General features: G+C 50.8%; 20 protein-coding genes. 5 read left to right on the plus strand and 15 right to left on the minus strand.

Translation table 11 applies throughout. The features are described 5' to 3' along the window. On the minus strand, nt 1-1,323 hold a 1,323-nt coding region (locus MES37_RS13575), incomplete at its 3' end, for an alpha-amylase (RefSeq protein ID WP_237931733.1). A gap of 314 nt (nt 1,324-1,637) precedes the next feature. Between MES37_RS13575 and MES37_RS13580 the strand changes: the two genes are divergently transcribed. After that, the gene (locus tag MES37_RS13580) at nt 1,638-2,471 is read left to right on the plus strand and encodes a protein bax (RefSeq protein ID WP_064542404.1); all 834 of its coding nucleotides are present in this window, start codon (nt 1,638-1,640) and stop codon (nt 2,469-2,471) included. 81 nt (nt 2,472-2,552) lie between these two features. Here the strand turns inward: MES37_RS13580 and xylR are convergent, their stop codons facing one another. The 4 genes from xylR to xylF form a co-directional block, all read right to left on the minus strand. Further along, entirely contained in the window at nt 2,553-3,731 is a 1,179-nt protein-coding gene (gene xylR / locus MES37_RS13585) for a D-xylose utilization transcriptional activator XylR (protein ID WP_232887247.1), read from the minus strand. A 96-nt stretch (nt 3,732-3,827) separates the two neighbouring features. Then, nucleotides 3,828-5,009: a xylose ABC transporter permease XylH gene (gene xylH / locus MES37_RS13590; protein ID WP_064542398.1), complete on the minus strand. Its 1,182-nt coding sequence runs from the start codon at nt 5,007-5,009 to the stop codon at nt 3,828-3,830. Continuing rightward, nucleotides 4,987-6,528 carry a xylose ABC transporter ATP-binding protein gene (locus MES37_RS13595; protein WP_237931735.1) on the minus strand — a complete coding sequence of 514 codons (1,542 nt, stop codon included), beginning with the start codon at nt 6,526-6,528 and terminating at the stop codon, nt 4,987-4,989. Before MES37_RS13595 ends, xylH begins: the two co-directional genes overlap by 23 nt. Before the next feature lie 58 nt (nt 6,529-6,586). Further along, the gene (gene xylF, locus MES37_RS13600) at nt 6,587-7,579 is read right to left on the minus strand and encodes a D-xylose ABC transporter substrate-binding protein (RefSeq protein ID WP_121815719.1); all 993 of its coding nucleotides are present in this window, start codon (nt 7,577-7,579) and stop codon (nt 6,587-6,589) included. Between the two features lie 503 nt (nt 7,580-8,082). Between xylF and xylA the strand changes: the two genes are divergently transcribed. Together xylA and xylB are read left to right on the plus strand one after the other, a co-directional pair. Next, nucleotides 8,083-9,405 (plus strand): xylose isomerase, encoded by a 1,323-nt coding sequence (gene xylA, locus MES37_RS13605; protein WP_232887245.1) that lies wholly within the window; start codon nt 8,083-8,085, stop codon nt 9,403-9,405. 96 nt (nt 9,406-9,501) lie between these two features. Further along, a complete protein-coding gene (gene xylB, locus MES37_RS13610; protein WP_237931737.1) occupies nt 9,502-10,956 on the plus strand; it encodes a xylulokinase in 1,455 nt (484 codons plus the stop codon). 46 nt (nt 10,957-11,002) lie between these two features. Here xylB and gntU read toward each other — a convergent pair whose 3' ends face one another. The 5 genes from gntU to MES37_RS13635 form a co-directional block, all read right to left on the minus strand. Beyond that, a complete protein-coding gene (gntU, locus tag MES37_RS13615; protein WP_121814698.1) occupies nt 11,003-12,343 on the minus strand; it encodes a gluconate transporter in 1,341 nt (446 codons plus the stop codon). Then, nucleotides 12,340-12,873 (minus strand): gluconokinase, encoded by a 534-nt coding sequence (gntK, locus tag MES37_RS13620; RefSeq protein WP_064542383.1) that lies wholly within the window; start codon nt 12,871-12,873, stop codon nt 12,340-12,342. Before gntK ends, gntU begins: the two co-directional genes overlap by 4 nt. A gap of 148 nt (nt 12,874-13,021) precedes the next feature. Further along, nucleotides 13,022-14,017 (minus strand): gluconate operon transcriptional repressor GntR, encoded by a 996-nt coding sequence (gntR, locus tag MES37_RS13625; protein WP_064542379.1) that lies wholly within the window; start codon nt 14,015-14,017, stop codon nt 13,022-13,024. Between the two features lie 105 nt (nt 14,018-14,122). Further along, nucleotides 14,123-14,818, minus strand: coding sequence for a pirin family protein (locus MES37_RS13630; RefSeq protein WP_064542376.1), 696 nt, complete (start codon nt 14,816-14,818; stop codon nt 14,123-14,125). Between the two features lie 123 nt (nt 14,819-14,941). Further along, nucleotides 14,942-15,979 (minus strand): oxidoreductase, encoded by a 1,038-nt coding sequence (locus MES37_RS13635; protein WP_237931738.1) that lies wholly within the window; start codon nt 15,977-15,979, stop codon nt 14,942-14,944. A 502-nt stretch (nt 15,980-16,481) separates the two neighbouring features. Between MES37_RS13635 and yhhY the strand changes: the two genes are divergently transcribed. Next, nucleotides 16,482-16,979: an N-acetyltransferase gene (yhhY, locus tag MES37_RS13640; RefSeq protein ID WP_237931740.1), complete on the plus strand. Its 498-nt coding sequence runs from the start codon at nt 16,482-16,484 to the stop codon at nt 16,977-16,979. A gap of 90 nt (nt 16,980-17,069) precedes the next feature. Here yhhY and ggt read toward each other — a convergent pair whose 3' ends face one another. Continuing rightward, a complete protein-coding gene (ggt, locus tag MES37_RS13645; protein ID WP_273694142.1) occupies nt 17,070-18,836 on the minus strand; it encodes a gamma-glutamyltransferase in 1,767 nt (588 codons plus the stop codon). A gap of 141 nt (nt 18,837-18,977) precedes the next feature. Here ggt and MES37_RS13650 point away from each other — a divergent pair, with 141 nt between their 5' ends. Next, nucleotides 18,978-19,382, plus strand: a complete 405-nt coding sequence (locus tag MES37_RS13650; protein WP_064542365.1) for a DUF2756 family protein — start codon at nt 18,978-18,980, stop codon at nt 19,380-19,382. Between the two features lie 94 nt (nt 19,383-19,476). On the opposite strand, the gene ugpQ is transcribed toward MES37_RS13650, so the two are convergent. The 4 genes from ugpQ to ugpA are packed head-to-tail and all read right to left on the minus strand — an operon-like array spanning nt 19,477 to nt 23,017. Beyond that, nucleotides 19,477-20,217 carry a glycerophosphodiester phosphodiesterase gene (gene ugpQ / locus MES37_RS13655; protein ID WP_237931742.1) on the minus strand — a complete coding sequence of 247 codons (741 nt, stop codon included), beginning with the start codon at nt 20,215-20,217 and terminating at the stop codon, nt 19,477-19,479. Continuing rightward, nucleotides 20,214-21,284 (minus strand): sn-glycerol-3-phosphate import ATP-binding protein UgpC, encoded by a 1,071-nt coding sequence (locus MES37_RS13660; RefSeq protein WP_237931744.1) that lies wholly within the window; start codon nt 21,282-21,284, stop codon nt 20,214-20,216. The genes ugpQ and MES37_RS13660 overlap by 4 nt, the downstream gene beginning before the upstream one ends. Before the next feature lie 3 nt (nt 21,285-21,287). Then, complete coding sequence (gene ugpE, locus MES37_RS13665; protein WP_064542356.1) at nt 21,288-22,133, minus strand: sn-glycerol-3-phosphate ABC transporter permease UgpE; 846 nt, start codon at nt 22,131-22,133, stop codon at nt 21,288-21,290. Continuing rightward, complete coding sequence (gene ugpA, locus MES37_RS13670) at nt 22,130-23,017, minus strand: sn-glycerol-3-phosphate ABC transporter permease UgpA (RefSeq protein ID WP_121814694.1); 888 nt, start codon at nt 23,015-23,017, stop codon at nt 22,130-22,132. The genes ugpE and ugpA overlap by 4 nt, the downstream gene beginning before the upstream one ends. Between the last annotated feature and the right edge of the window lie 7 nt (nt 23,018-23,024).

The raw sequence follows: 23,024 nt of genomic DNA on the forward strand, positions 1-23,024 counted from the left end.
CAGATAATCTCGCACCGTATCGCCAGCGATTTCTTTAGCGTGAGTATCAGGTTTATGACGGTAAAAAATCGGCAAACCCGCCGCATGCGTGGATTCCGTTTTCAAATCCGGCAGGAACGCCAGCGACATAGTTAAGTCATCAAAACCTGGGCTGTCGTAATCGCCAATATCGGTACGGATCCAGTTTTTACCCCACCAGTTTTGCCAGGCTGCTTTATCGCCAAAATTGATGTAATCATTAAATGAGTGCCAGCTTTGTCCCGGACCTGGCTTCCAGTTCGTCCAGTGTTGACCGAGGGTTTTCGTCAGCTCATCACCCTGAAGGTAGAGTGCGCCAAACTGATACTCCTGCATATCGGCAAGCGTTGCGTAGCCGGTGTGGTTCATCACAATGTCGAACAGGATACGCATCCCGCGCTTATGGGCTTCATCCACTAACGTGCGTAATTCATCCTCGGTGCCCATATTGCCATCGAGTTTGGTCCAGTCCATTGTGTAGTAGCCGTGGTAGGCGTAGTGCGGGAAATCCCCATTGGTACCGCCGCCCACCCAGCCGTGGATTTGTTCCAGCGGCGAGCTAATCCACAACGCGTTCACGCCCAGTTTCTCCAGGTAATCGAGCTTTTGAGTTAACCCCGCGAGGTCACCGCCGTGGAACGTGCCGATTTCTTGCATTCCATCTTTGCGGCGGCCATAGCTGTTGTCGTTTTTTGGATTACCATTTTCAAAACGGTCGGTCAGCACAAAGTAAACGGTGGCATTGTGCCAGCTAAACGGTGCCGCCTGTTTGGTGCTCGCGGATTCCAGCAGCAACAGGCCATTGCTGTTTGCGGCAGGCATCAGGGTAATCTGGCCTTGTTTGACCGTTGCCGTCGCACCGCTGTAGAAATCGCGCACTTCGCTGCCCTCAGCAAAAGTTTTGCTGACATCAACAGTGAGCGGTTGGCCGTCCCATTTAGGGCACTGGCGAGTCACATCAACTGGCACAGTTTGCGCTTCGCTATTAATACCCAGGCTAAGCGTGGGAGTACCGCTGCGGGTGTCAATTTGAATCTGGTATTCGCCGTCCCGGAATAGCCGCCAGACGGGTGCCTCGCCCTCGCAAGGTTTTAACGAAAGTGCCTGATTCAGTTTAATGGATTCTGCAGGCTGCCAGCAGGTCTGGTTGAGTTTCAGGCTCAGCGGGAGTGTGCCTTTTGACAGCTTTGCCTCACTGACAAAGACGCCTGCAGTTTGCTCTTTGAACGCAGGGATTCCAGGGGCTGTCCATGCGGATTGCGCAAGGCCTGGAAACAAAAGAAACAACAGAGGTAATTTTTTCATAGGGTTAAGCCCGCGATTATCTTTTATCCAGTGTGGCACTATTTTTAGTCGCAGAGTTCATCCCAAAAATGGATAGTTGGGGAGGAGATAATAGGGTGAGTGATGGCGGTATCAATTCAATAAAATATGGGATAACCATCGCAAAATATGACACTTTTTGCCGTCATAAGAAGTTCGTACGTGACATCATTTAAGAATCGGATTATTTCTTTTGGTGCTCAAGAGGTCTATTTTTGTTAGTATCTGCCTTTCCTTTTTTCGAAACCTTCGACAATTAAGGCACTGGCAACGTAACGATCCGACCAGGAGATCTAATGATATCAACCCCAATCCGACGATTTGGGGCTGCGATACTTATGTTACTGACCTTCAGTTTTTCAGCTGGGGTATTAGCAAGTAAACATGAGCCAAAATCGCATAAAGCCCCTTTAGTTCAGACAAAAAGCACGAATACACAAAGTAAGAAATTGGCAAGTAGTAAGAAAGAGTATTCTCGCAATAGTGAAATTGCATCGCTCCCTGATTTGCGAAAATACCCTTCCGGAACACCTAGAAAAAAAGCGTTTCTCCGGACGGTCATGCCATATATTAAGAGCCAAAATGCCGCCATCACTGCTGACCGTAACTGGTTGGTTTCTAAACAGTATGAGCAGCGTTGGTCACCATCAGAGCGTACGCGTCTGAAAGATATTACTAAGCGCTATAAAATTGCGTGGAACGGTAATACTAAGCGCGTGCCGTGGAACACACTGATGGAAAAAGTCGACATCATTCCTACCAATATGGTAGCAACGATGGCCGCAGCCGAGAGTGGCTGGGGTACGTCTAAACTCGCGCGTAGCAATAACAACTTGTTTGGCATGAAGTGCAGCAAGCGCCATTGCAACAGCGAACCAGGCAAAGTAAAAGGCTATTTGCATTACGATTCAGTTAAAGAAGGCGTTAACTCTTACGTAACAAATCTGAATACGCATCCGGCCTATAAGTCTTTCCGTAAATCACGCGCACAATTGCGCAAAGCGGATCAAGAAGTTACAGCCAGCAATATGATTCATAAGCTGAAAGGGTATTCCACGAAGGGTAGTAGCTATAACAACTATCTATTTGCGATGTACCAAACCAATCAGCGTTTTATGGCACCGAACTAAATAATTAAAATAGATTGTTAATAATAAGTAATAAATTCACGCCTTCATATTGAAGGCGTTTTTTTTGCCCTAAAGCATTCATCAGACTAATATTTCGCTATACCTTTCGCGGTGTTCCTTCGGCGTCGCGTCATATTCTTTCTTAAACACTGAATAGAAATACTGCAGTGAGGGATAACCACACATCTGCGATATTTCGTTGATCGACAAGGATGTAGAGACCAACAAGCTGCGCGCTTTTTCCAGTTTTTCGGAGTGAATCATTGCATGAATCGTCTCGCCAACTTCCTCTTTGAAACGCTTCTCCAGGTTTGAACGCGAGATCCCCACCGCATCCAACACCTGTTCCACTTTTATCCCTTTGCAGGCGTGATTACGGATGTAGTGCATGGCCTGAATCACGGCAGGGTCGTGCAAAGAACGGTAATCCGTTGAGCGCCGTTCGACCACGCGTACCGGTGGCACCAGAACTCTTTGTAAGGCGAGCGGTTCGTTGTCCATCAAGCGATGCAGTAATTTGGCCGCCTGATACCCCATTTGCCTTGTCCCTTGTGCGACCGATGAAAGTGCTACGCGTGATAAGTAACGCGTCAGCTCTTCGTTATCAATGCCAATCACACACAGCTTTTCTGGCACTGGAATATGCAGATGTTCACAGACTTGCAGCAGATGCCGCGCACGAGCATCTGTCACCGCGATAATCCCAGTCTGTGGAGGCAGCGTTTGCACCCAATCAGCCAAACGATTTTGCGCGTGTTGCCAGTTTTCCGGCGCCGTTTCTATTCCCTGATAAACCACACCGCGGTATTTTTCTTTCGCCACCAGTTGGTTAAAGGCATATTCGCGCTCCATTGCCCAGCGTTTACCGCTGGAGTTCGGCAGACCATAGAATGCAAAACGCTGAACGCCCTTCTCCTTAAGATGCAGAAATGCACTTTCCACTAATGCGTGGTTATCAGTGGCGATGTAATGCACTGGTGGATAATGTTCGGGTAAATGATATGACCCACCGACACCCACAATTGGAACGTCAGCGCCGTCGAGCAAACGCTGGATTTGCGCATCATCGAAATCGGCAATCACCCCATCGCCCAACCACTCTTTGATGTTATCGATACGAGCGCGGAAATCCTCTTCAATAAAAATGTCCCACTCAGATTGAGACGCCTGCAAATATTCGCCAACCCCTTCCACCACCTGGCGGTCGTAGGCTTTATTGGCATTGAATAACAACGTAATGCGATGACGTTTCTCAAACATACTTTTTCATTCCTGATGACAAAACCGTATGTGCAATACCATAACTGTAACAATGCCGGGGAACCTGGCCCCGGCATTGTGATCCTTTGCACACTCTTATGCGCGGCGCTTGGTCGCCGAATCCATCCATACCGCCAGCAACAAAATCGCCCCTTTGACGATGTACTGCCAGAACGTGGGCACATCCATCATGCTCATTCCGTTATCCAGAGAAGCCATGATAAAGGCGCCCATCACCGCTCCGGCAACGCTGCCCACGCCTCCCGCGAGACTGGTGCCACCAATCACACATGCGGCGATGGCATCAAGCTCAGCAATGTTCCCGGCAGACGGTGAACCAGCCCCCAGACGTGAGCTTAGAATCAACCCGGCAATTGCTACCATTAACCCGTTGATAGCGAAAACGGCCAACTTGGTGCGCTCAACATTAATACCAGAAAGTCGTGCCGCTTCGATATTGCCGCCAATCGCATAAATGCGCCGCCCAAATGCAGTGCGGGTCGCCATAAACATGCCAGCCAGCAGTAAGAGCGTGAGGATCAATACCGGCGTTGGCACACCGCGGTAATCATTGAGCAGCCAGATTGCGCCAAGTACGATGACCGCGGTGATAGCCTGCCGCCCGACAACGCCTGTCGATGCTGGTGTTGCCAGCCCCAAAGCCTGACGGCGAATACGCATCCGCCATTGCCAGGCAACAAAAGCGACCAGCCCTAAAGTACCGATACCAAAGCCAATGCCGTCCGGCAGATAACTTTGCCCGATTTGCGACATATCGACACTGGTTGGAGAAACAGTGGTGCCGTTGGTAATGCCAATCAAAACGCCACGAAATGCCAACATGCCGGCGAGCGTGACGATGAACGAAGGGACTTTGCGATAAGCCACCCACCAACCGTTCCACGCCCCCAACACCAGACCAAGCGCCAGTGTCACGACGATAGTCAGTGGTAACGGCCAGCCTAACCAGACATCAAAAATCGCCGCCACACCACCCAGCAAGCCCATCATCGAGCCGACAGAAAGGTCAATTTCCGCAGAGATAATGACGAATACCATGCCGACCGCCAGGATTCCGGTAATGGCTGTCTGGCGCAGTAAGTTGGAAACGTTTCTGGCGCTGAGATAGGCGCCTTCAGTGGTCCAGGTAAAGAACAACATGATCACCACAATCGCGGCAATCATGACAAAAACCTGTAGATTTAGCGCCCGCAACCCCGCAAAAGGTGAAGCTGCTGGTGCCGTGAGTTTCAGTTCAGACGGATTGCTTTTCGACATGCTTTTCGCTCCTCAGTGCAGCTTCCATAACCTGTTCCTGGGTCAAATTGTTATTAATCAGGTCGGCTTTGATTCGCCCCTCGTGCATCACCAGCACTCTGTCACTCAGACCGAGCACTTCCGGCAATTCAGATGAGATAACAATCACCGCAATGCCTTGCTGCACCAGTTGGTTAATCAGTTTGTAGATTTCATATTTCGCACCGATATCAATGCCGCGCGTGGGTTCATCCAGAATCAGGATGCGAGGATTGAGCAGCAGACAGCGCGCCAGAATTGCTTTTTGCTGATTACCACCACTCAGGCGGCCAATAGCCAAATCAGGCGACGAAGTTTTCACTTTTAACCGCTCAATTGATTGCAGGATGCAGTTAAGTTCTGCAGCGTCATCAAGGTGAGTGAGAGCCCCAGAAAACTGGTTCAAGGCGGCAAGGGTGATGTTTTGCCCTACCGCCATAATCGGCACGATGCCGTCTCTTTTTCGATCTTCAGGCACCATGGCAATACCGTGGGCAATAGCTTGCTGGCAATTGCTGATAGCGACAGGTTCGTTATCAATGAAAATACGACCTTCAGATTTCCCGGGCCAAACGCCGAACAGGCACTGAACCGCTTCGGTTCGCCCTGCGCCAACCAGCCCCGCTATTCCAAGGATTTCGCCTTTGTGCAGTGAAAATGAAATATCGTTGACGCGTTTGATATGCCGGTTGACGGGATGCCAGGCAGTGAGATGCTCAACGCGAAGAATTTCATCACCGGTCTGATGCGGTTCATTTGGGTAGAGCGCGGTTAACTCACGCCCAACCATCATGGTAATGATGTCTTTTTCCTGCATGAGTGCTGCATCGCGTGTACCAATCGGTTTTCCGTCGCGGATAACGCAAATGGTATCGGAAATCGCTTTAACTTCATTGAGCTTGTGGGAGATATATACACAGGCGATGCCGTGCGCTTGCAGGTCCCGAATAATTCCCAGCAGCACCGCCGTTTCTTGCTCTGTTAACGAGGCCGTTGGCTCGTCGAGAATCAGCAATCGCACCTGTTTATTCAGCGCTTTGGCAATTTCGACCAGTTGTTGCTGCCCCAGCCCAAGCGACCCTACGCGGGTATCCGGAGAGATATTTAAGCTCACCTGCGCGAGCAACTTTTGGCAACGAAGGGTCATGCTGTCGTAGTCCAGCACACCATGCCGTGAAATCTCTGCCCCAAGGAAAATATTTTCCAGCACCGTCAAATGCTTAACCAGCGCCAACTCCTGGTGAATGATCGCAATCCCTTTGCGTTCGGTGTCGCGGATATGGCTCGCCTGCAGTTTTTCCCCGGCAAACCAAATTTCCCCCTCATAGCTGCCGTAAGGGTAAATACCGCAAAGTACTTTCATCAGCGTGGATTTGCCGGAACCATTTTCACCACAAAGTGACATCACCTCACCGGAATCTACTGACAGGCTGACACTATCAACCGCCTTCACGACGCCGAAGGTCTTGGTGATATTTTTCATTTCCAGTAAACAAGGCATAGCCCCTCCTTTACCTGGTTACAGGATAGCGCCCGTGGGAAAACACGGGCGCAGCAGGTTATAGCTCGCTCTTTTTGTGGAAACCGTCAGCCACAACGGTGCTGTCGATATTAGCTTTGTCGACTTCGATTGGAGTAAGAAGGCGTGAAGGGACATCTTTAACGCCATTATTCAGCTTGGCATCCGATGCCGGTTGTTTGCCCTCGCCCAGTTCAACGGCAATTTCCGCTGCTGTATTTGCGAGTTGGGTGATTGGCTTATAAACCGTCATGGTCTGCGTACCGGCGATAATACGTTTTACACCGGCTAAATCGGCGTCTTGCCCAGAAATGGCCACTTTGCCCGCCAACCCTTGCGCACTTAACGCCTGGATTGCCCCACCAGCTGTCGCATCATTTGATGCCACAACCGCATCAATTTTATTGTTATTAGCCGTTAGCGCATTTTCCATGATTTTCAATGCGTTTTCAGGCAACCAACCATCAGCCCATTGATCGCCGACGACTTTTATTTTCCCGCTATCAATATATGGTTTTAATACTTTCATCTGCCCTTGACGGAATAACTTCGCATTATTATCAACTGGCGAACCGCCCATCAGGAAATAATTACCAGAAGGTACTTTATTAACAATGCTTTGTGCCTGAAGCTCACCGACTTTTTCATTATCAAATGAAATATAATAATCAATGTCGGCATTATTGATCATGCGATCATAAGCTAATACTTTTATGCCCTCTCTTTTGGCTTCGGCAATCACGTTGCTCAATACCTGGCCGTTATAAGGAATAATGACCAGCACATCCACGCCACGGTTGATCATGTTTTCTATTTGCGACATTTGCGTTTCTTCGTTGCCATTAGCGGACTGTACAAAGACTTTCGCTCCCAAAGATTCGGCTTTCTTAACAAAAATATCGCGGTCTTTTTGCCAGCGTTCCAGGCGTAAATCATCAATTGCCATGCCGATTTTAACTTCTTTGGCGATACTGCAGGCACTGGTTAGAACAAGCGAGGCACACAACGTTAGTAAGAGGTTCTTAATCTTCATTCGCATTTTTTTATACCTGTGTAGGGTGGGATAAATCGGATTAAAAATTATTAACATCTGTTGACCGGTTCGAATTGTTGACTGTGAATACAAATCCAGCAATTACAGATTTTCATCTTCCCATTACGTTTTTTGGTTTAATTTCTAATTTATGATGGCGATCTGCTTTTAATTTAACAAATGCATTCGTTGCTTTATTTATTGGAATAACCATAGAGATACTTCATTCATTATTTTCAACATTTTTTGCGAGGCAGCGCACATTTGAGCATTCTCTTAATCACAGTGTGAAATAACGTAATTGAGCAAACTCCAGGGAAAATACAGGATGGTTACAGAATCGCTTACTTGCTATACCCAAAATAATTCGAGTTGCAGGAAGGCGGCAATCGAATGAATCCCGATGAGCTTACTCAGGTAAGTGATTCAGGTGAGTGAGAGCAGCCAACACCCCTGCATCTTGAAGGACGACGGGTATATTCCCCCTGATTACGGAGTCAATTATGCAAGCCTATTTCGACCAACTTGAACGTGTACGTTTTGAAGGCCCTAAAACCGCTAACCCACTGGCATTTCGTCACTACAATCCAGATGAAATCGTGCTGGGTAAACGTATGGAAGAACACCTGCGCTTTGCCGCTTGTTACTGGCATAACTTCTGCTGGAATGGTGCCGACATGTTTGGTGCCGGTTCTTTTGAACGTCCGTGGCAGCAAGCTGGCGACGCATTAGGCCTGGCAAAATTAAAAGCTGATGTGGCGTTCGAGTTCTTCCACAAGCTGAATGTCCCGTATTACTGCTTCCATGATGTGGACGTTTCGCCAGAAGGCGCATCGCTGAAAGAGTACCTGAATAACTTCGCGAAAATGACCGAAGTGCTGGCGAAAAAGCAGCAAGAAAGCGGCGTGAAATTGCTGTGGGGTACGGCCAACTGCTTTACCAATCCTCGTTATGGCGCAGGTGCTGCGACCAGCCCAGATCCAGAAGTATTCTCCTGGGCGGCAACGCAAGTCGTCACCGCAATGAATGCCACTCACCAGTTGGGCGGCGAAAACTATGTGCTTTGGGGTGGCCGTGAAGGTTACGAATCCCTGCTCAATACCGATTTGCGCCAGGAACGTGAGCAAATTGGCCGCTTCTTGCAGATGGTGGTTGAGCACAAACATAAAATTGGTTTCCGCGGCACGTTGCTTATCGAACCGAAACCGCAGGAGCCAACCAAGCACCAATACGATTACGATGTTGCGACGGTCTACGGTTTCCTGAAGCAGTTCGGTCTGGAAAAAGAGATCAAAGTAAACATTGAAGCGAACCACGCGACACTTGCCGGTCACTCATTCCATCACGAAATTGCCAGCGCCATTGCGTTGGGCATCTTCGGTTCCGTCGATGCCAACCGTGGCGACCCGCAACTGGGCTGGGATACCGACCAGTTCCCGAACAGCGTGGAAGAAAACTCACTGGTGATGTACGAAATTCTCAAAGCAGGTGGTTTCACCACTGGCGGCCTGAACTTTGACGCCAAAGTGCGCCGTCAGAGTACCGATAAGTACGACTTGTTCTATGGTCACATTGGTGCGATGGATGTGATGGCGCTGTCACTGAAAATTGCCGCACGCATGATTGAAGATGGCGAACTGGATAAACGCGTTGCGAAACGTTATGCCGGTTGGAATGGTGAACTTGGTCAGCAAATTCTGAAAGGGCAAATGTCGCTTTCACAAATTGCACAGTACGCTGAACAGCATGACCTGAATCCACAGCATCAAAGTGGGCATCAGGAATTACTGGAAAACCTGGTCAATCATTACCTGTTCGACAAATAAGTTTAAACCGTAGTTGAAATGGTGGATGACGCTTTGCTTATCCACCCTACGAATTCCCGCGCCACGTTTTACGTGGCGCGTTTGTAAGGAGTCGATATGTACATCGGAATCGATCTCGGCACCTCGGGTGTGAAAGCGATTTTGCTGGATGAGCAAGGTGAAGTGCTGGCGACACGTACTGAAACACTGACGGTGTCGCGCCCGCATCCGTTGTGGTCGGAGCAAGATCCTGAACACTGGTGGCAAGCAACAGACCGCGCAATGAAAGCACTCGGCGAGCAGCACTCTCTTAAAGATGTGAAAGCGTTGGGGATTGCTGGGCAGATGCACGGTGCAACACTGCTCGATAACCAGCAGAACGTGTTGCGCCCGGCAATTTTATGGAATGACGGTCGCAGCGCAGAAGAGTGCGCCTTGCTTGAAGCAAGCGTACCCGATTCCCGCCAAATTACCGGCAACCTGATGATGCCAGGTTTTACCGCACCAAAACTGCTGTGGGTGAAGCGCCATGAACCTGAAGTCTTCGCGAAAATAGATAAAGTCCTGCTGCCGAAAGATTACCTGCGTCTGCGTATGAGCGGCGTGTTTGCCAGCGATATGTCTGACGCCGCAGGTACCATGTGGCTGGATGTCACGAAGCGCGACTGGAGCGATAAAATGCTCGACGCGTGCCAGTTGAGTCGCCAGCAAATGCCAGATTTATTCGAAGGCAGCGAGATTACTGGCACATTGAAAGCAGACGTCGCACGTGCGTGGAATATGCCTGCCGTACCGGTGGTTGCAGGCGGTGGCGATAACGCCGCGGGCGCAGTCGGTGTCGGCATGATGGATGCGGGCCAGGCTATGTTATCGTTGGGAACGTCTGGCGTTTACTTTGCGGTAAGTGAAGGATTCCTCAGTAAACCGGAAAGTGCCGTCCACAGCTTCTGCCATGCTCTACCCCATCGCTGGCACCTCATGTCAGTGATGCTCAGCGCCGCATCGTGTCTCGATTGGGCGGCAAAATTAACCGGTATCAAGAGTGTTCCGGCACTGCTGTCAGCCGCCGAAAAAGCCGATGAAGACGCTGGTGAGATCTGGTTTTTACCGTATCTGTCTGGCGAGCGTACGCCGCACAATAATCCACAGGCAAAAGGCGTTTTCTTTGGCCTGACCCATCAGCATGGGCCAGCCGAACTGGCCCGCGCCGTGTTAGAAGGCGTAGGTTATGCGCTGGCGGATGGTATGGACGTGGTGCATTCCTGCGGAGTCACACCGCAAAGTGTCACACTGATTGGCGGTGGGGCGCGCAGCCCGTACTGGCGGCAAATGCTGGCAGATATCAGTGGGCAAACGCTGGATTATCGCACCGGTGGAGATGTCGGCCCAGCGCTGGGTGCAGCACGGCTGGCGCAAATCGCCATGTCGCCAGATAAACCGCTGCAAGCGCTGCTTCCGCAGTTACCGCTTGAGCAACAGCACAAACCAGACATGGCCCGACATGAGCAATATCAGGCACGTAGAAAAGTGTTTAACCAGATTTATCAGCAGTTGTTGCCGCTGATGTCGTGACACAAAACATAACGCTCTGGATTTACCAGAGCGTTAAATCACATACTTAAGACAGCAGCGTAAACGCAATCATCCCGACAACTGCACCAGTGGTACCAAGAATGGTTTCCATCATGGTCCAGGTTTTCAGGGTTTGCCCTTCTGTCGCGCCGGTAAATTTACCGAAAAGCCAGAAACCGGCATCGTTAACGTGGCTGACGACGATAGAACCCCCAGCAATACAAATCGACAATGCTGCCATTTGTGCGCCGCTATAGTTGAGCTGTTCGATAACCGGCATCACCAGGCCAACTGCAGTCAGACAAGCTACGGTTGCCGAACCCTGGATGATACGCACCGCTGCCGCCAGCACGAAGCAGGTCAATGCAATTGGCAAGCCCAGGCCAGTCAACGCTTCGCCCAATGCCGGGCCAACACCTGAATCCACCAGCACTTGTTTGAACACGCCGCCCGCACCGATAACCAGCAGGATGATTCCCGCAGGTTGCAGCGCGTGACCACAGATTTCCATGACCTTCTCTTTCGCCATACCCTGGCGGTACGCCAGACCGTAAATCGCCACCAGGCAAGCAACCAGAATCGCCGTGAACGGATGGCCGATAAATTCCAGCCACTGGTACAAGCTGGAACCCTGCTCGACGAAACGCGCAGCGATAGTTTTCATGCCAACTAACACCAGCGGCAGCAGGATCAGCGAAAGACTGAAACCGAACGATGGCAGTTTGCCTTCGCCCAGGTGCGGTTCAGTGATGTCGTCAGGAATATGCAGTTCGACGTATTTGCTGATGAAGTTACCAAACAGCGGCCCGGCAATAATCATACTTGGAATCGCCGCGCACAGACCCAGCAGAATCATCCAGCCAAAATCGGCGTGCATTTGGGAGGCGAGCAGCATTGGTGCAGGCCCAGGCAGCAGAAATGCCGCAGCGGCTGCAACGCCCGCGAACAGAGGAATAACCAGTTTAACAAGGTTAGTGCCGGTGTGGCGCGCCATGGAAAAGGCTACACTTATCAGCAATACAATAGCGACTTCGAAGAATAGCGGCAGCGCACAAATCAGGCCAGCCAGGCCAATTGCATAGTGCGCGCGACTGTGACCAAAAGACTTCAGCATTTTGACCGCAATCTGGTCTACCGCGCCGGTTTCATGAAGAATCTTGCCAAACATCGCGCCGAGCGCGACGACGATAGCCAGAAAGCCAAGCGTTCCGCCCATCCCTTTTTCCATGGTTGCCGCGATTTTATCGAGCGGCATCCCGGAAAATATCCCTGCCCCAATTGAAACCACCATCAAAGCAACGAAGGCGTGCATTCGCGCCTTCATCACTAAAAACAGCAGCAGCAAAACCGAGCCAACTGCTGTTAAAACAAGCGTTAATGTACTCACTGCGCACTGCCTTTATTAATGACCTCAATGGTGCTCGCCACCACGTTTTCCAGTGACTGGTCGATATTTACCACCAGAACATCCGGCTCATCCGCTTTCGGCTCTTGCAGCGTTTCAAACTGAGTCACCAGCATCTGCGTTTTGAAGAAGTGGCCTTTGCGTGCTTTCAGGCGGTTTTCAATCACTTCAAAATCACCTTTCATGTAGATGAAAGAGAGATTCGGGTTACCTTCACGTAATTGGTCGCGATAGACTTTTTTCAACGCAGAGCAAACGATCAAGGAGACTTTGTTGGTGCGCTGCATAGCAAAAGCTGCATCGTTTAATGCTTGTAGCCACGGCTTGCGATCTTCATCGTTAAGCGGCTCACCGGAAGCCATTTTCGTGATATTGCAGCGTGGATGCAGGAAGTCGCCGTCCAGGAACGCCGCTTTGAGTTGGTGTGCAACTTCGCTTGCAACAGCAGATTTACCGCTGCCAGAAACGCCCATCAGGACGTAGATATGGTGGTCGTGGTTGGTAGTGCTCATCGCGTAGCTCCGACTGGCGCAACAATTTGTCATAAGAAATTGTTACGGGTAACTGTTATCGGTAACATTGTCAGTAGAGCGTTCGCAATAAGCAATAACCATTCACTTAAAAAGTGAATAAGTGTGAACTATATCAAAAATTATGGCGCTAAATTGAACCACCAGGGGAAAGCGTAAAGCCCAAATCGAGCATTTGTGGCGTCACCGCTTCACCGCGAATTCTCGCCAGTAAACGCTCAGCACCAATGCGCCCCATACGTTCGCGCGGCGTTAACACACTGGCAAGACGGGGTTCCATAACCTGACCAATATCGTGGCCGTGGAAACCGGCAATCGCCATATCTTTTGGAATGCTCAGCCCCTGGCGTTGGCATTCAAATGCCGCGCCAATAGCTAAGTCATCGTTAGTACAGAAGATACTGTCGAGCTGCGGATATTCACGACGCGCCTGGCGGAACAATTCGATACCAGTGGAGTAAGAAGAGGATTGTTCGACCATCACGCTGTACGGCACCAGACCGGCGTCCAGCATCGCTTGCTCGTAGCCTTTTTTCTTGATCACGGTACGTTCATCAAGGCGTGCGCCAAGATACGCAACGTGACGGTGACCACGGGCAATTATCGCGGCGGTCATTTGGCGTGCGGCTTCGAAGTTATCAAACCCCACGGCGATGTCGAGACACGGTGAAATGCTGTCCATCAGTTCCACTACCGGAATACCTGCCACTTCAATCATTTTTAGGGTGCGCGGGGTATGGGTGCGTTCGGTGAGGATCAAGCCGTCGATATTCCAGGAAAGCATTGATTCCAGACGCTCTTCTTCCAGCTCAGGCTTATAGCCGTAGTGAGCGAGCATGGTCTGGTAGCCGTAAGCATCAACCACGTTTTCAATGCCACGCAGCACTTCCGCAAAAACCTGGTTGGTCAGCGAGGGTAGTAACACGCCGATAGCGCGGCTTGTGGAATTAGAAAGGATGTCTGGTGCGCGGTTGGGAATGTAGCCAAGTTCATCAAGTACGGCAGCAATTTTTACCTGTAACGTCGCGGAAACCTGGTCAGGGTTACGTAAAAATCGGCTGACCGTCATTTTGGTCACCCCTACGCGGTCTGCAACGTCCTGTAATACCGGTCTTTTCTTTTTCATTATCCTGCTGTACTGGTTGACTATCGACAACGAAGTTTAGCACGGACAAAGCACAACCTTCCCCCTGTTTTGAGGAAGGTTGTGACCGGTAACTATCAGTATTTATTAGACTGGTGGTAAATCAAACAGCAGGACTTCACTTGCTTCATTGGCATGAATCGAAATCGCTTGTTCATCCCACACAGCAATAGCATCACTGGTTTTTGCCTGAGTCCCGTTGATAGACACATCACCTTTGACAACCTGCAGCCAAATGCGGCGATCTGCCGGAATCTGGTAGACAGATTGTTCGTCTTTAGCCAATGCCCAACGCGACAATTCCATATCTTGATTCACCTTCAGGGAACCGTCACGAGCATCTGGAGACAGCACCAGTTGGCGGCCCTGTGGTGCATCAAAACGACGCTGATCGTAACGCGGCGTGATGCCTGTTTTATCCGGGATGATCCAGATTTGGTACAGACGCAGGCGCTCGGTTTTGCTTGGGTTGTACTCCGAGTGAGTAATCCCGGTACCGGCACTCATAATCTGGAATTCCCCCGCTGGAACCTGTTCTTCGTTACCCATGCTGTCGCGATGCGCAACCGCACCTTCCAGTACATAGGTCAGGATTTCCATGTCTTTGTGTGGGTGAGTCCCAAAGCCTTCACCGGCTTCCACGACGTCTTCGTTAATCACACGTAATGCCGAGAAACCCATGAAATTGGCATCGTAATAGTTAGCGAATGAGAAGGTGTGCCAGCTATCCAACCAACCATGATTGGCGTGACCACGTTCTTCAGCTTTTCTTAAAAAGATCATCTTCATTTCTCCGCAATTCGTTTGATGGGCTAAGTGTGGACCCGAATCGGAAATGATCATAGAGGGTGAAAATTGACGCCTCTGTTCAAAAAATGTGAACGAGTCAGAGGCGTCAGAGCGGAGCTAAGCGAGGGTCACGACAGAAGGAGAAGGCTGTTCGAAACCGCGCTCAAGGATCTCGAGGTTGGTCAGTGCTTCAATTTCTCTGACGTAATTAGGTTTGCCGTTAACAATGGTTTCATACAGCGCGTCGTACACGCGGCCATAGTCGCCCTGCTCCGGTTTAATCTCTTCGCGCACGGTTTCACCCGCGTCGTTGACGTATTCAAGCACGCCGACGCTGCTGTCTGCTGCAAAGCCCGGCTCACCGGGCATGATGTAAGCCTTGAGGCTGGTTTCTTGCTGGTCGATACCGTATTTAAGGTACGAGCCTTTGGTGCCGTGAACCTGGAATTTCGGATAGTCGATTTTCACCAGGTGGCTGGTTTTAACAATAGCTTTCAGGTCACCGTAAAACAGCTGTGCTTCAAAGGTATCGTCTGGATTAGCCTTATTGCGCACGCTACGAATATCGTAAGCGACGCGATCCGGGCGGCCAAAAATTGAGATGATCTGGTCCATGGTGTGCACGCCAAGGCCGTAGAAAGCACCATCTGCAAAGGTGCCTGGTGCGGTTGCCGCTTCCGGGCGATACATATCAAAGTGGCTTTCTATTTCAACAATTTTGCCCAACTTGCCACTTTCGATGGCTTTTTTCATCGTCAGGAAACAGGAATCAAAACGGCGATTCTGATAAGGCGTGACGGTCAGTCCTTTCGCTTTAGCCAGTTCAAACAGTTGTTTAGCTTCAGCCAGTGTCGGGGTGAAAGGCTTTTCCACCAGCACATTTTTGCCCGCTTCCAGCGCGCGTTTTGCGTATTCGAAATGGCTGTCCTGATGAGTACATACCACCACCAGTTTGACCTGCGGGTCGTTGAGAATGTCGTCAAGCTGGCTGGTGAAATGGATGTGGCTGTATTGCGGTTGCTGCTCAATTTCCGGTTTTTCGTGGCGGCGGAAAATATGCGCGACGTGAAGTTTATCTTTGCGAACCAGAACGTAAGGCAGGTGGTAGCGGGTAGTGCTTTTGCCAAAACCTATAAAAGCGCAGTGTAGGGTCATTGCTTCGTCCTTTTTGACTTTAAATTGCAATTACCCTACTTCATTCTTTGGTTTTTTGGCACCGTGTTTTTTGGCGGATGACGCTGCGCTTATCCGCCCTACGAAAAGACAAAGTGACTGCTTTGCCCAAATTAGTTGGAACTGTTCATGGTTCAGCCGTCGGCGGCGCAGCCAGTTTGTTCACGACCTGCGCGCAGAAACCGGAGCGTACTTAAAGTACGTGAGGATTTCGAGCACAGCTCGGGGACAAAATGGTAAGTAAGCCAGGCTGAAAAAAGAATAAAAAAAAGCCAGCTCAAGGCTGGCTAAAGTAATACTGGAAGCAATGTGAGCAATGTCGTGCTTTCAGGTTATCTCCGTAGGGGTCTCCCCTGAACGCATGGCAATAATAATCATTATCATTCGCACTTGTCTACTAATTTTTAGAAAAACTTAGCAGTTGACGAAAACTAAAAAGTCACTGATGTTTAAGAGGTTACTTAACTATTTGAGGAGAAAAGGAATGAGTGAGATCGTGATACGCCACGCTGAATTAAGAGATCTTGATGCTTTACGTCAGATTAATGCCCAGTCAGAGGTTTATCACAACACGCTACAACTCCCTCATCCTTCTCTTGAAATGTGGGAAGAACGAATGAAGCATCCACCCGCAGGACGCAAACAGCTGGTGGCTTGTGTCGACGATGTTGTAGCAGGGCATCTGGCGCTGTCTGTCGAACAAAACCCGCGTCGTAGCCATGTGGCAACATTTGGTCTTAGCGTTTGCGGGCAACATCGCAATCGCGGTATCGCAAGTGCATTAATGGCAGCCATGACCGACCTGTGTGATAACTGGCTGCGCATCGAGCGCATTGAACTGACAGTGTTTGTTGATAACGAACCCGGCGTGGCGGTTTACCGTAAGTTCGGTTTCGAGATTGAAGGCACCGGTAAGAATTTCGCGCTGCGTGACGGGCAGTATGTGGATGCGTATTTTATGGCGCGATGTAAGCCTGAATAAATCGCCCTCACCCTAACCCTCTCCCTCAGGAGAGGGGACTCGACGGCTTTCTCCCTCTCCTTTGGGAGAGGGCCGGGGTGAGGGGCAAACTTAATATCCGGCAGTCAAATCATCCACCGAACGCGGGTCAGAAGCACCGTATAACGCACCATCTGGCCCTACCATAATGCTCTGCGTACTGCCCATCGCTTCTTTCACCTTCACGTTCTGCCCTTTATCTTTCAGCAATTTGACTGTATCCGGGCTAAAACCTTTTTCGATTCGTAGCTCATCAGGCAACCACTGGTGATGGAAGCGCGGCGCGTTGGTGGCTTCGGCAACGTTCATCCCGTAATCGATGGTGTTCATCACCATTTGCAGCACAGTGGTGATGATACGGCTACCGCCAGGGCTGCCGGTTACCAGCCAGGTTTTGCCATCTTTCACCACGATTGTCGGCGACATCGACGACAGCGGGCGTTTATGCGGCCCAACGGCGTTGGCATCGCCACCCACCAGCCCGTAGACATTTGGCACACCAGGTTTTGCAGAGAAATCATCCATTTGGTTGTTCATCAGGATGCCGGTGTTACCTGCCACAATGCCCGTACCGAACACGGTATTGAGCGTATAAGTCACCGCTACAGCGTTGCCGTCTTTATCCACCACCGAGAAATGCGTGGTCTGGTTGCTTTCATATGGCGCGAGTTTGCCGGGTTTAATTTCGCTCGATGGACGTGCTTTGTTGATGTCTATCTGCTCAGCCAGCGATTTGGCGTAGGCTTTGTTGGTCAGCGCCTGCCACGGCACTTTGACAAAGTCAGGGTCACCGAGATATTCCGAACGATCGGCATAGGCATATTTTTCCGCTTCAGCCGTTAATTGCATCGCATCAGCGCTGCCAAAACCGTATTTGGCGAGATCGAAGTTTTCCAGAATATTGAGGATTTCCACAATGTGGATGCCGCCTGAAGACGGTGGTGGCATGGAGAAAATCTGGTAGCCACGGTAATCACCGCTAATCGGCGCACGTTCTACGGCTTTGTAATTCGCCAGATCAACCTTGCTAATCAACCCGCCATTCTTTGCCATTTCTTCGGCAATCTGGTCAGCAATTGCGCCTTTGTAGAACGCATCCGGGCCATTTTCGGCAATCATTTCCAGGCTTTTGGCGAGGTTGGTTTGCACCAGTTTGTCGCCCTTTTGCAGCGGTTCGCCGTCAGCCTTCCAGAAAATAGCTTTGCTGTTTGGATGATTCGGGAGAACTTCTGCACCATAAACTTTCAGGTCTTCAGCCAGTGCATCGTTCACCGTGAAACCGTCCTGTGCCAGTTTGATTGCAGGCTGGATAACTTTGTTCAGCGGCAGTGTGCCGTATTTTTCCAGCGCCAGAGCGAAGCCCGCCACGGTGCCAGGCGTGCCTGATGCAAGATGTGAGGTAAGGGATTTTTTGCTGTCTGCATTGCCTTGCGCATCGAGGAACATGTCGCGCGATGCTTTTTCTGGTGCCATTTCACGGAAATCAATGGCGGTGGTTTTACCATCTTTGGTGCGCAGCATCATAAAGCCACCGCCGCCGATGTTCCCCGCCTGCGGGTGGGTTACCGCCAGCGCAAAACCGACTGCAACAGCGGCATCGACCGCATTCCCGCCCTGCTTGAGAATCTCGACACCGACTTGTGTGGCCAGCGAATCCTGCGAGGCAACCATGCCATTTTCAGCACGTACTGGATGGAAGACATCGGCTTCGACGCCGTAAGATACAGGAGCCGCAACCGGAGGCGGTGCGGCACTAACAGAAAGGCACAGTCCTATCATTAGCGCAGGAATGGTCATCCAACGCAGAATTTCCAGACGAATATTTTTCCACTGCTTCATCGTTATGTTCTCCATGTTTGGGGAATCCCACGATAAGCCTGGCCCAAAATTGGAAACCCGCCTGGCTAAAAATCCTAAATAATCATCGTAGTGTCAGAAAACGATTAAACTTAGTAGATCCCCCAAATGGAGGAAGTGACGATGAAAAAAATACTTATGCTGGCAGCTTTGCTGCCATTGACCTGTTTGGCACAGCCGATTAATACCCTGAATAATCCCAATCAACAGGGTTATCAGATCCCCAGTCAGCAACGGATGCAGCAACAAATGCAAACCCAGCAGATACAACAAAAAGGGATGTTAAATCAGCAGTTACAAACGCAAACCCGCGTGCAGCAACAGCATCTGGAATCGCAGATAAATAACAATTCGCAGGGCGTCTTTAAATCGACAACAACGCCTGCGAATGAGCTGGATGTCGGGACACAACAAGTGTTGCCAAATACCAATGGTGGCATGTTAAACAGCAGCGCGACCAGCAGCGGGCAACAGCATATGCTGCAACCGACGACCAATGGCAGCATGTTGAATCCTGGGACTCATTAAGCCCCGACGTAAGGAAAATGGTGGATGACGCTCACGCTTATCCCCCCTTACCGTAGGTCGGATAAGCTTGCATCATCCGACATGGACCTGGCATTTAGTACGTAAAATCTGCACCAATTTGGTCGATACAGTCGGTACAGATGATATCCACTCCCCAGCGCAGCAGCGTAGCTGCTCGTTGGGGATTATTCACCGTATAAACCAGAATATGTAATCCCGCCGCTTTCAGCTCCTGCACACGCGCTTCATCGAGCAATTTATGATTCAAGTGAATGGCAACACAACCCAGACGGGTGGTCAGTTCACGCCAGTCATCGCGCCATTCGTCGAGTAACAACCCACGCGGTAATTCAGGCACGGCAAATTGTGCGGCTTCCAGCGCTTCGATAGAAAACGAAGACAGCAATGGCGCGGTTTGCCCTTGCCATAATTCAAGTGCTGCCAGCGCGATCGTTTTTCCGGTTAGCGCATCGGTACCGGTGGTCGGTTTGATTTCAATATTCGCCATCATGCCATGTTGCTTACACCGCGCGGCAACTTGAGAAAGCAGCGGCAATGGTTCGCCTTTAAACTCACCGCTATACCAACTTCCGGCATCGACATTCAGCAGTTTATCCCAGGGTAAATCACCCGCGATACCCCAGCCGTTACTGGTGCGTTCCAGAGTGTCGTCATGCAGCAGGAAAATGTGCCCATCCTGTGAAAGCTTGGCGTCGAACTCAATCATGGTGTGCCCGTAACGCGCACCGACATCAATCGCTGCCAGCGTATTTTCCGGTGCCAGTTTGCCACCGCCACGATGGGCCGCGACTTTCGGGTATGGCCAGTTACTCATAAACGTTGTCCATTCTCTTTAGCAAAGAAATGTAGATGATTTTCAGGCAGATGTAGCCACAGCGTGCTACCGGGTTGCGGGCGTTCCTGATGCGTCAGGCGCACCACCATTTTTTGCTCGCCCCAGCGCCCGTGCACCAAATTATCAGCGCCGAGCATCTCCAGCGTATCCACCAAAAAGGGCACGCCACCTGCGGATTGTGAGCTTAGCGCAATATGTTCCGGGCGGATACCCAGCGTCACCGCAAGCCCCTGAAGCCCATTCGGCGCATTGCCTAATGGCAACGCCATACCGCTTGCCAGCTCAAAACGCGTGCCGTCAGCACTGATTTTACCTTCCAGCAGGTTCATGGCGGGCGAGCCGATAAAACTCGCCACAAAGCGGCTGGCCGGGCGTTCGTAGACTTCAACAGGCGTGCCGATTTGTTCGGCGACGCCTTTGTTCATCACCATCACGCGCTGCGCCAGCGTCATCGCTTCGACCTGGTCGTGCGTAACATACAAACTGGTGGTTTTCAGGCGGCGGTGCAGCTGTTGTAATTCGAGGCGCATTTGTACGCGCAGTTTGGCATCCAGGTTAGATAACGGTTCATCGAAGAGGAAAACCGCCGGGTCGCGCACAATAGCGCGCCCCATCGCCACACGCTGGCGTTGGCCGCCGGAAAGTTCGCGTGGGCGGCGTTTAAGCAAGCCATCGAGTTCAAGAATACGCGCCGCTTCCACCACTTTCTGCTGAATATGCGCTTTGCCCATGCCGCGGATTTTCAGCCCCCACGCCATGTTTTCTTCCACACTCATATGCGGATAAAGGGCGTAGTTCTGGAACACCATCGCGATGCCACGCTCTTTCGGTTCCATTTCGGTGACGCGCTGGCGGTCAATCCAGATATCACCGCTGGTGACGCGCTCAAGCCCGGCAACCATGCGCAGCAACGTCGATTTACCGCAGCCCGACGGCCCCACCATCACGATAAATTCACCGTCTGCGACATCCAGCGTCAGCGGCTCAATGACCTGAGTTTTGTTGTCCCAACTTTTGCTCACTGCCTGTAGTTTTAGTCCTGCCATGGGTTACTTCTCACTATCAACAAGGCCACGCACGAACGCTCGTTGCATGGCTAAAACGATAATTACCGGCGGAATCAGCGTCAGCAGCATCGCCGCCATCACCTGGTTCCACTGGGTGGAGCCTTCACCAGAAGACATCATGCCTTTAATACCCGCCACGGCGGTGCCAAGGTTGACGTCGCTAATAATCAGCAGCGGCCAGAGATACTGGTTCCAGCCGTAGATAAAGGTGATGACAAAGAGTGCTGCGAGATTAGTTTTTGAGAGCGGCAAAACGATGTCACGGAAGAAGCGCATCGGCGATGCGCCGTCGATACGTGCCGCTTCCATTAACTCGTCGGGAAGCGTCATAAAGAACTGGCGGAACAAAAAAGTAGCGGTTGCCGAAGCCATTAACGGCAGCGTCAGGCCGGTGTAGCTGTCGAGCATTTTGAGGTTTGCGATAACTTCTACCGTCGGGAAAATACGCACTTCAACCGGCAGCATCAGGGTGATAAAAATCATCCAGAAGAACAGGTTACGGAACGGGAAGCGGAACCAGACAATCGCAAAGGCTGAAAGCATTGAGACAGTGATTTTGCCAATGGTGATGACCATCGCCATGACAAAACTGTTTAGTAGCATCAGGCCGAACGGCGCACTGTTGGCACCGACGCCGTGCGTCCAGATATAAGACATGTTTTCCAGCAGATGCGTGCCTGGAATCAGCGTCATCGGCGTCTGGAAGACGGCTTCGTTATCCAGTGTCGCCGCGACAAACGCGACATACAGTGGGAACAAAATCACGATAATGCCCAGAATCAGCATCGTGTGGCTGAAAATCGTCAGCCCGCGGCGGTTCTCAATCATTGGTAGCGCACCTTACGTTCCACGAAGCGGAACTGAATCACGGTCAGGATGATGACTAAGAACATCAACACCACGGATTGCGCCGCCGACGCGGAAAGATCGAGTCCGGCAAAACCTTCGCGATAAATTTTGTAGATAAGCGTGGTCGTCGCTTGTACTGGTCCACCGCCGGTCGCGGCGTCGATAACCGGAAAGGTATCGAAAAAGGCGTACACCAGATTAACCACCAGCAGGAAGAAACTCACCGGCGCAATCAGCGGTAACGACAGCTTGAAGAAGCGCCGTACCGGGCCTGCCCCGTCAATAGAAGCAGCTTCAATCAACGAACGCGGAATCGACTGTAACGCCGCAAAGAAGAACAGGAAGTTGTAGCTGATTTGCTTCCACACCGAGGCAAACACCACAAGGAACATCGCCTGGCCGCTGTTTTGTGCGTGGTTCCAGTGGTAACCAAACTGCTCAAGCACGTGAGTTAGCAGGCCGCGCCCGGGGTTAAACAGGAAAATCCACAGTACGGCAGCAATCGCCGGAGCCACCGCATACGGCAGCAGCATTAACGTTTGGTAAATTCGGCTGCCACGAATGACGTAATCCGTGAGCGCGGCGAAAAACAGCGACACCAGCAAACCGCTGCCAGCGACTAATCCACTGAAAATTAAGGTGGTATAGAAAGAGTCGAGATAGTAGCTGTCATGGAAGAGTTGTTTGAAATTTTCCAGGCCAACAAACGTGCTTGAAAGTCCAAACGGATCGACATTTTGCAGTGAATACCACAACGCTTCGCCCGCAGGCCAAATAAAAAAGATAATGGTGATAAGCAGTTGCGGCAGCACTAGCGCATACGGCAGCCAGCCGGAACGGAACACCGGACGAGAAGATGACATAAGTAAT

The sequence above is a fragment of the Buttiauxella sp. S19-1 genome (assembly GCF_022134725.1).
In the GTDB taxonomy this organism is placed as follows: Bacteria; Pseudomonadota; Gammaproteobacteria; order Enterobacterales; family Enterobacteriaceae; genus Buttiauxella; species Buttiauxella ferragutiae.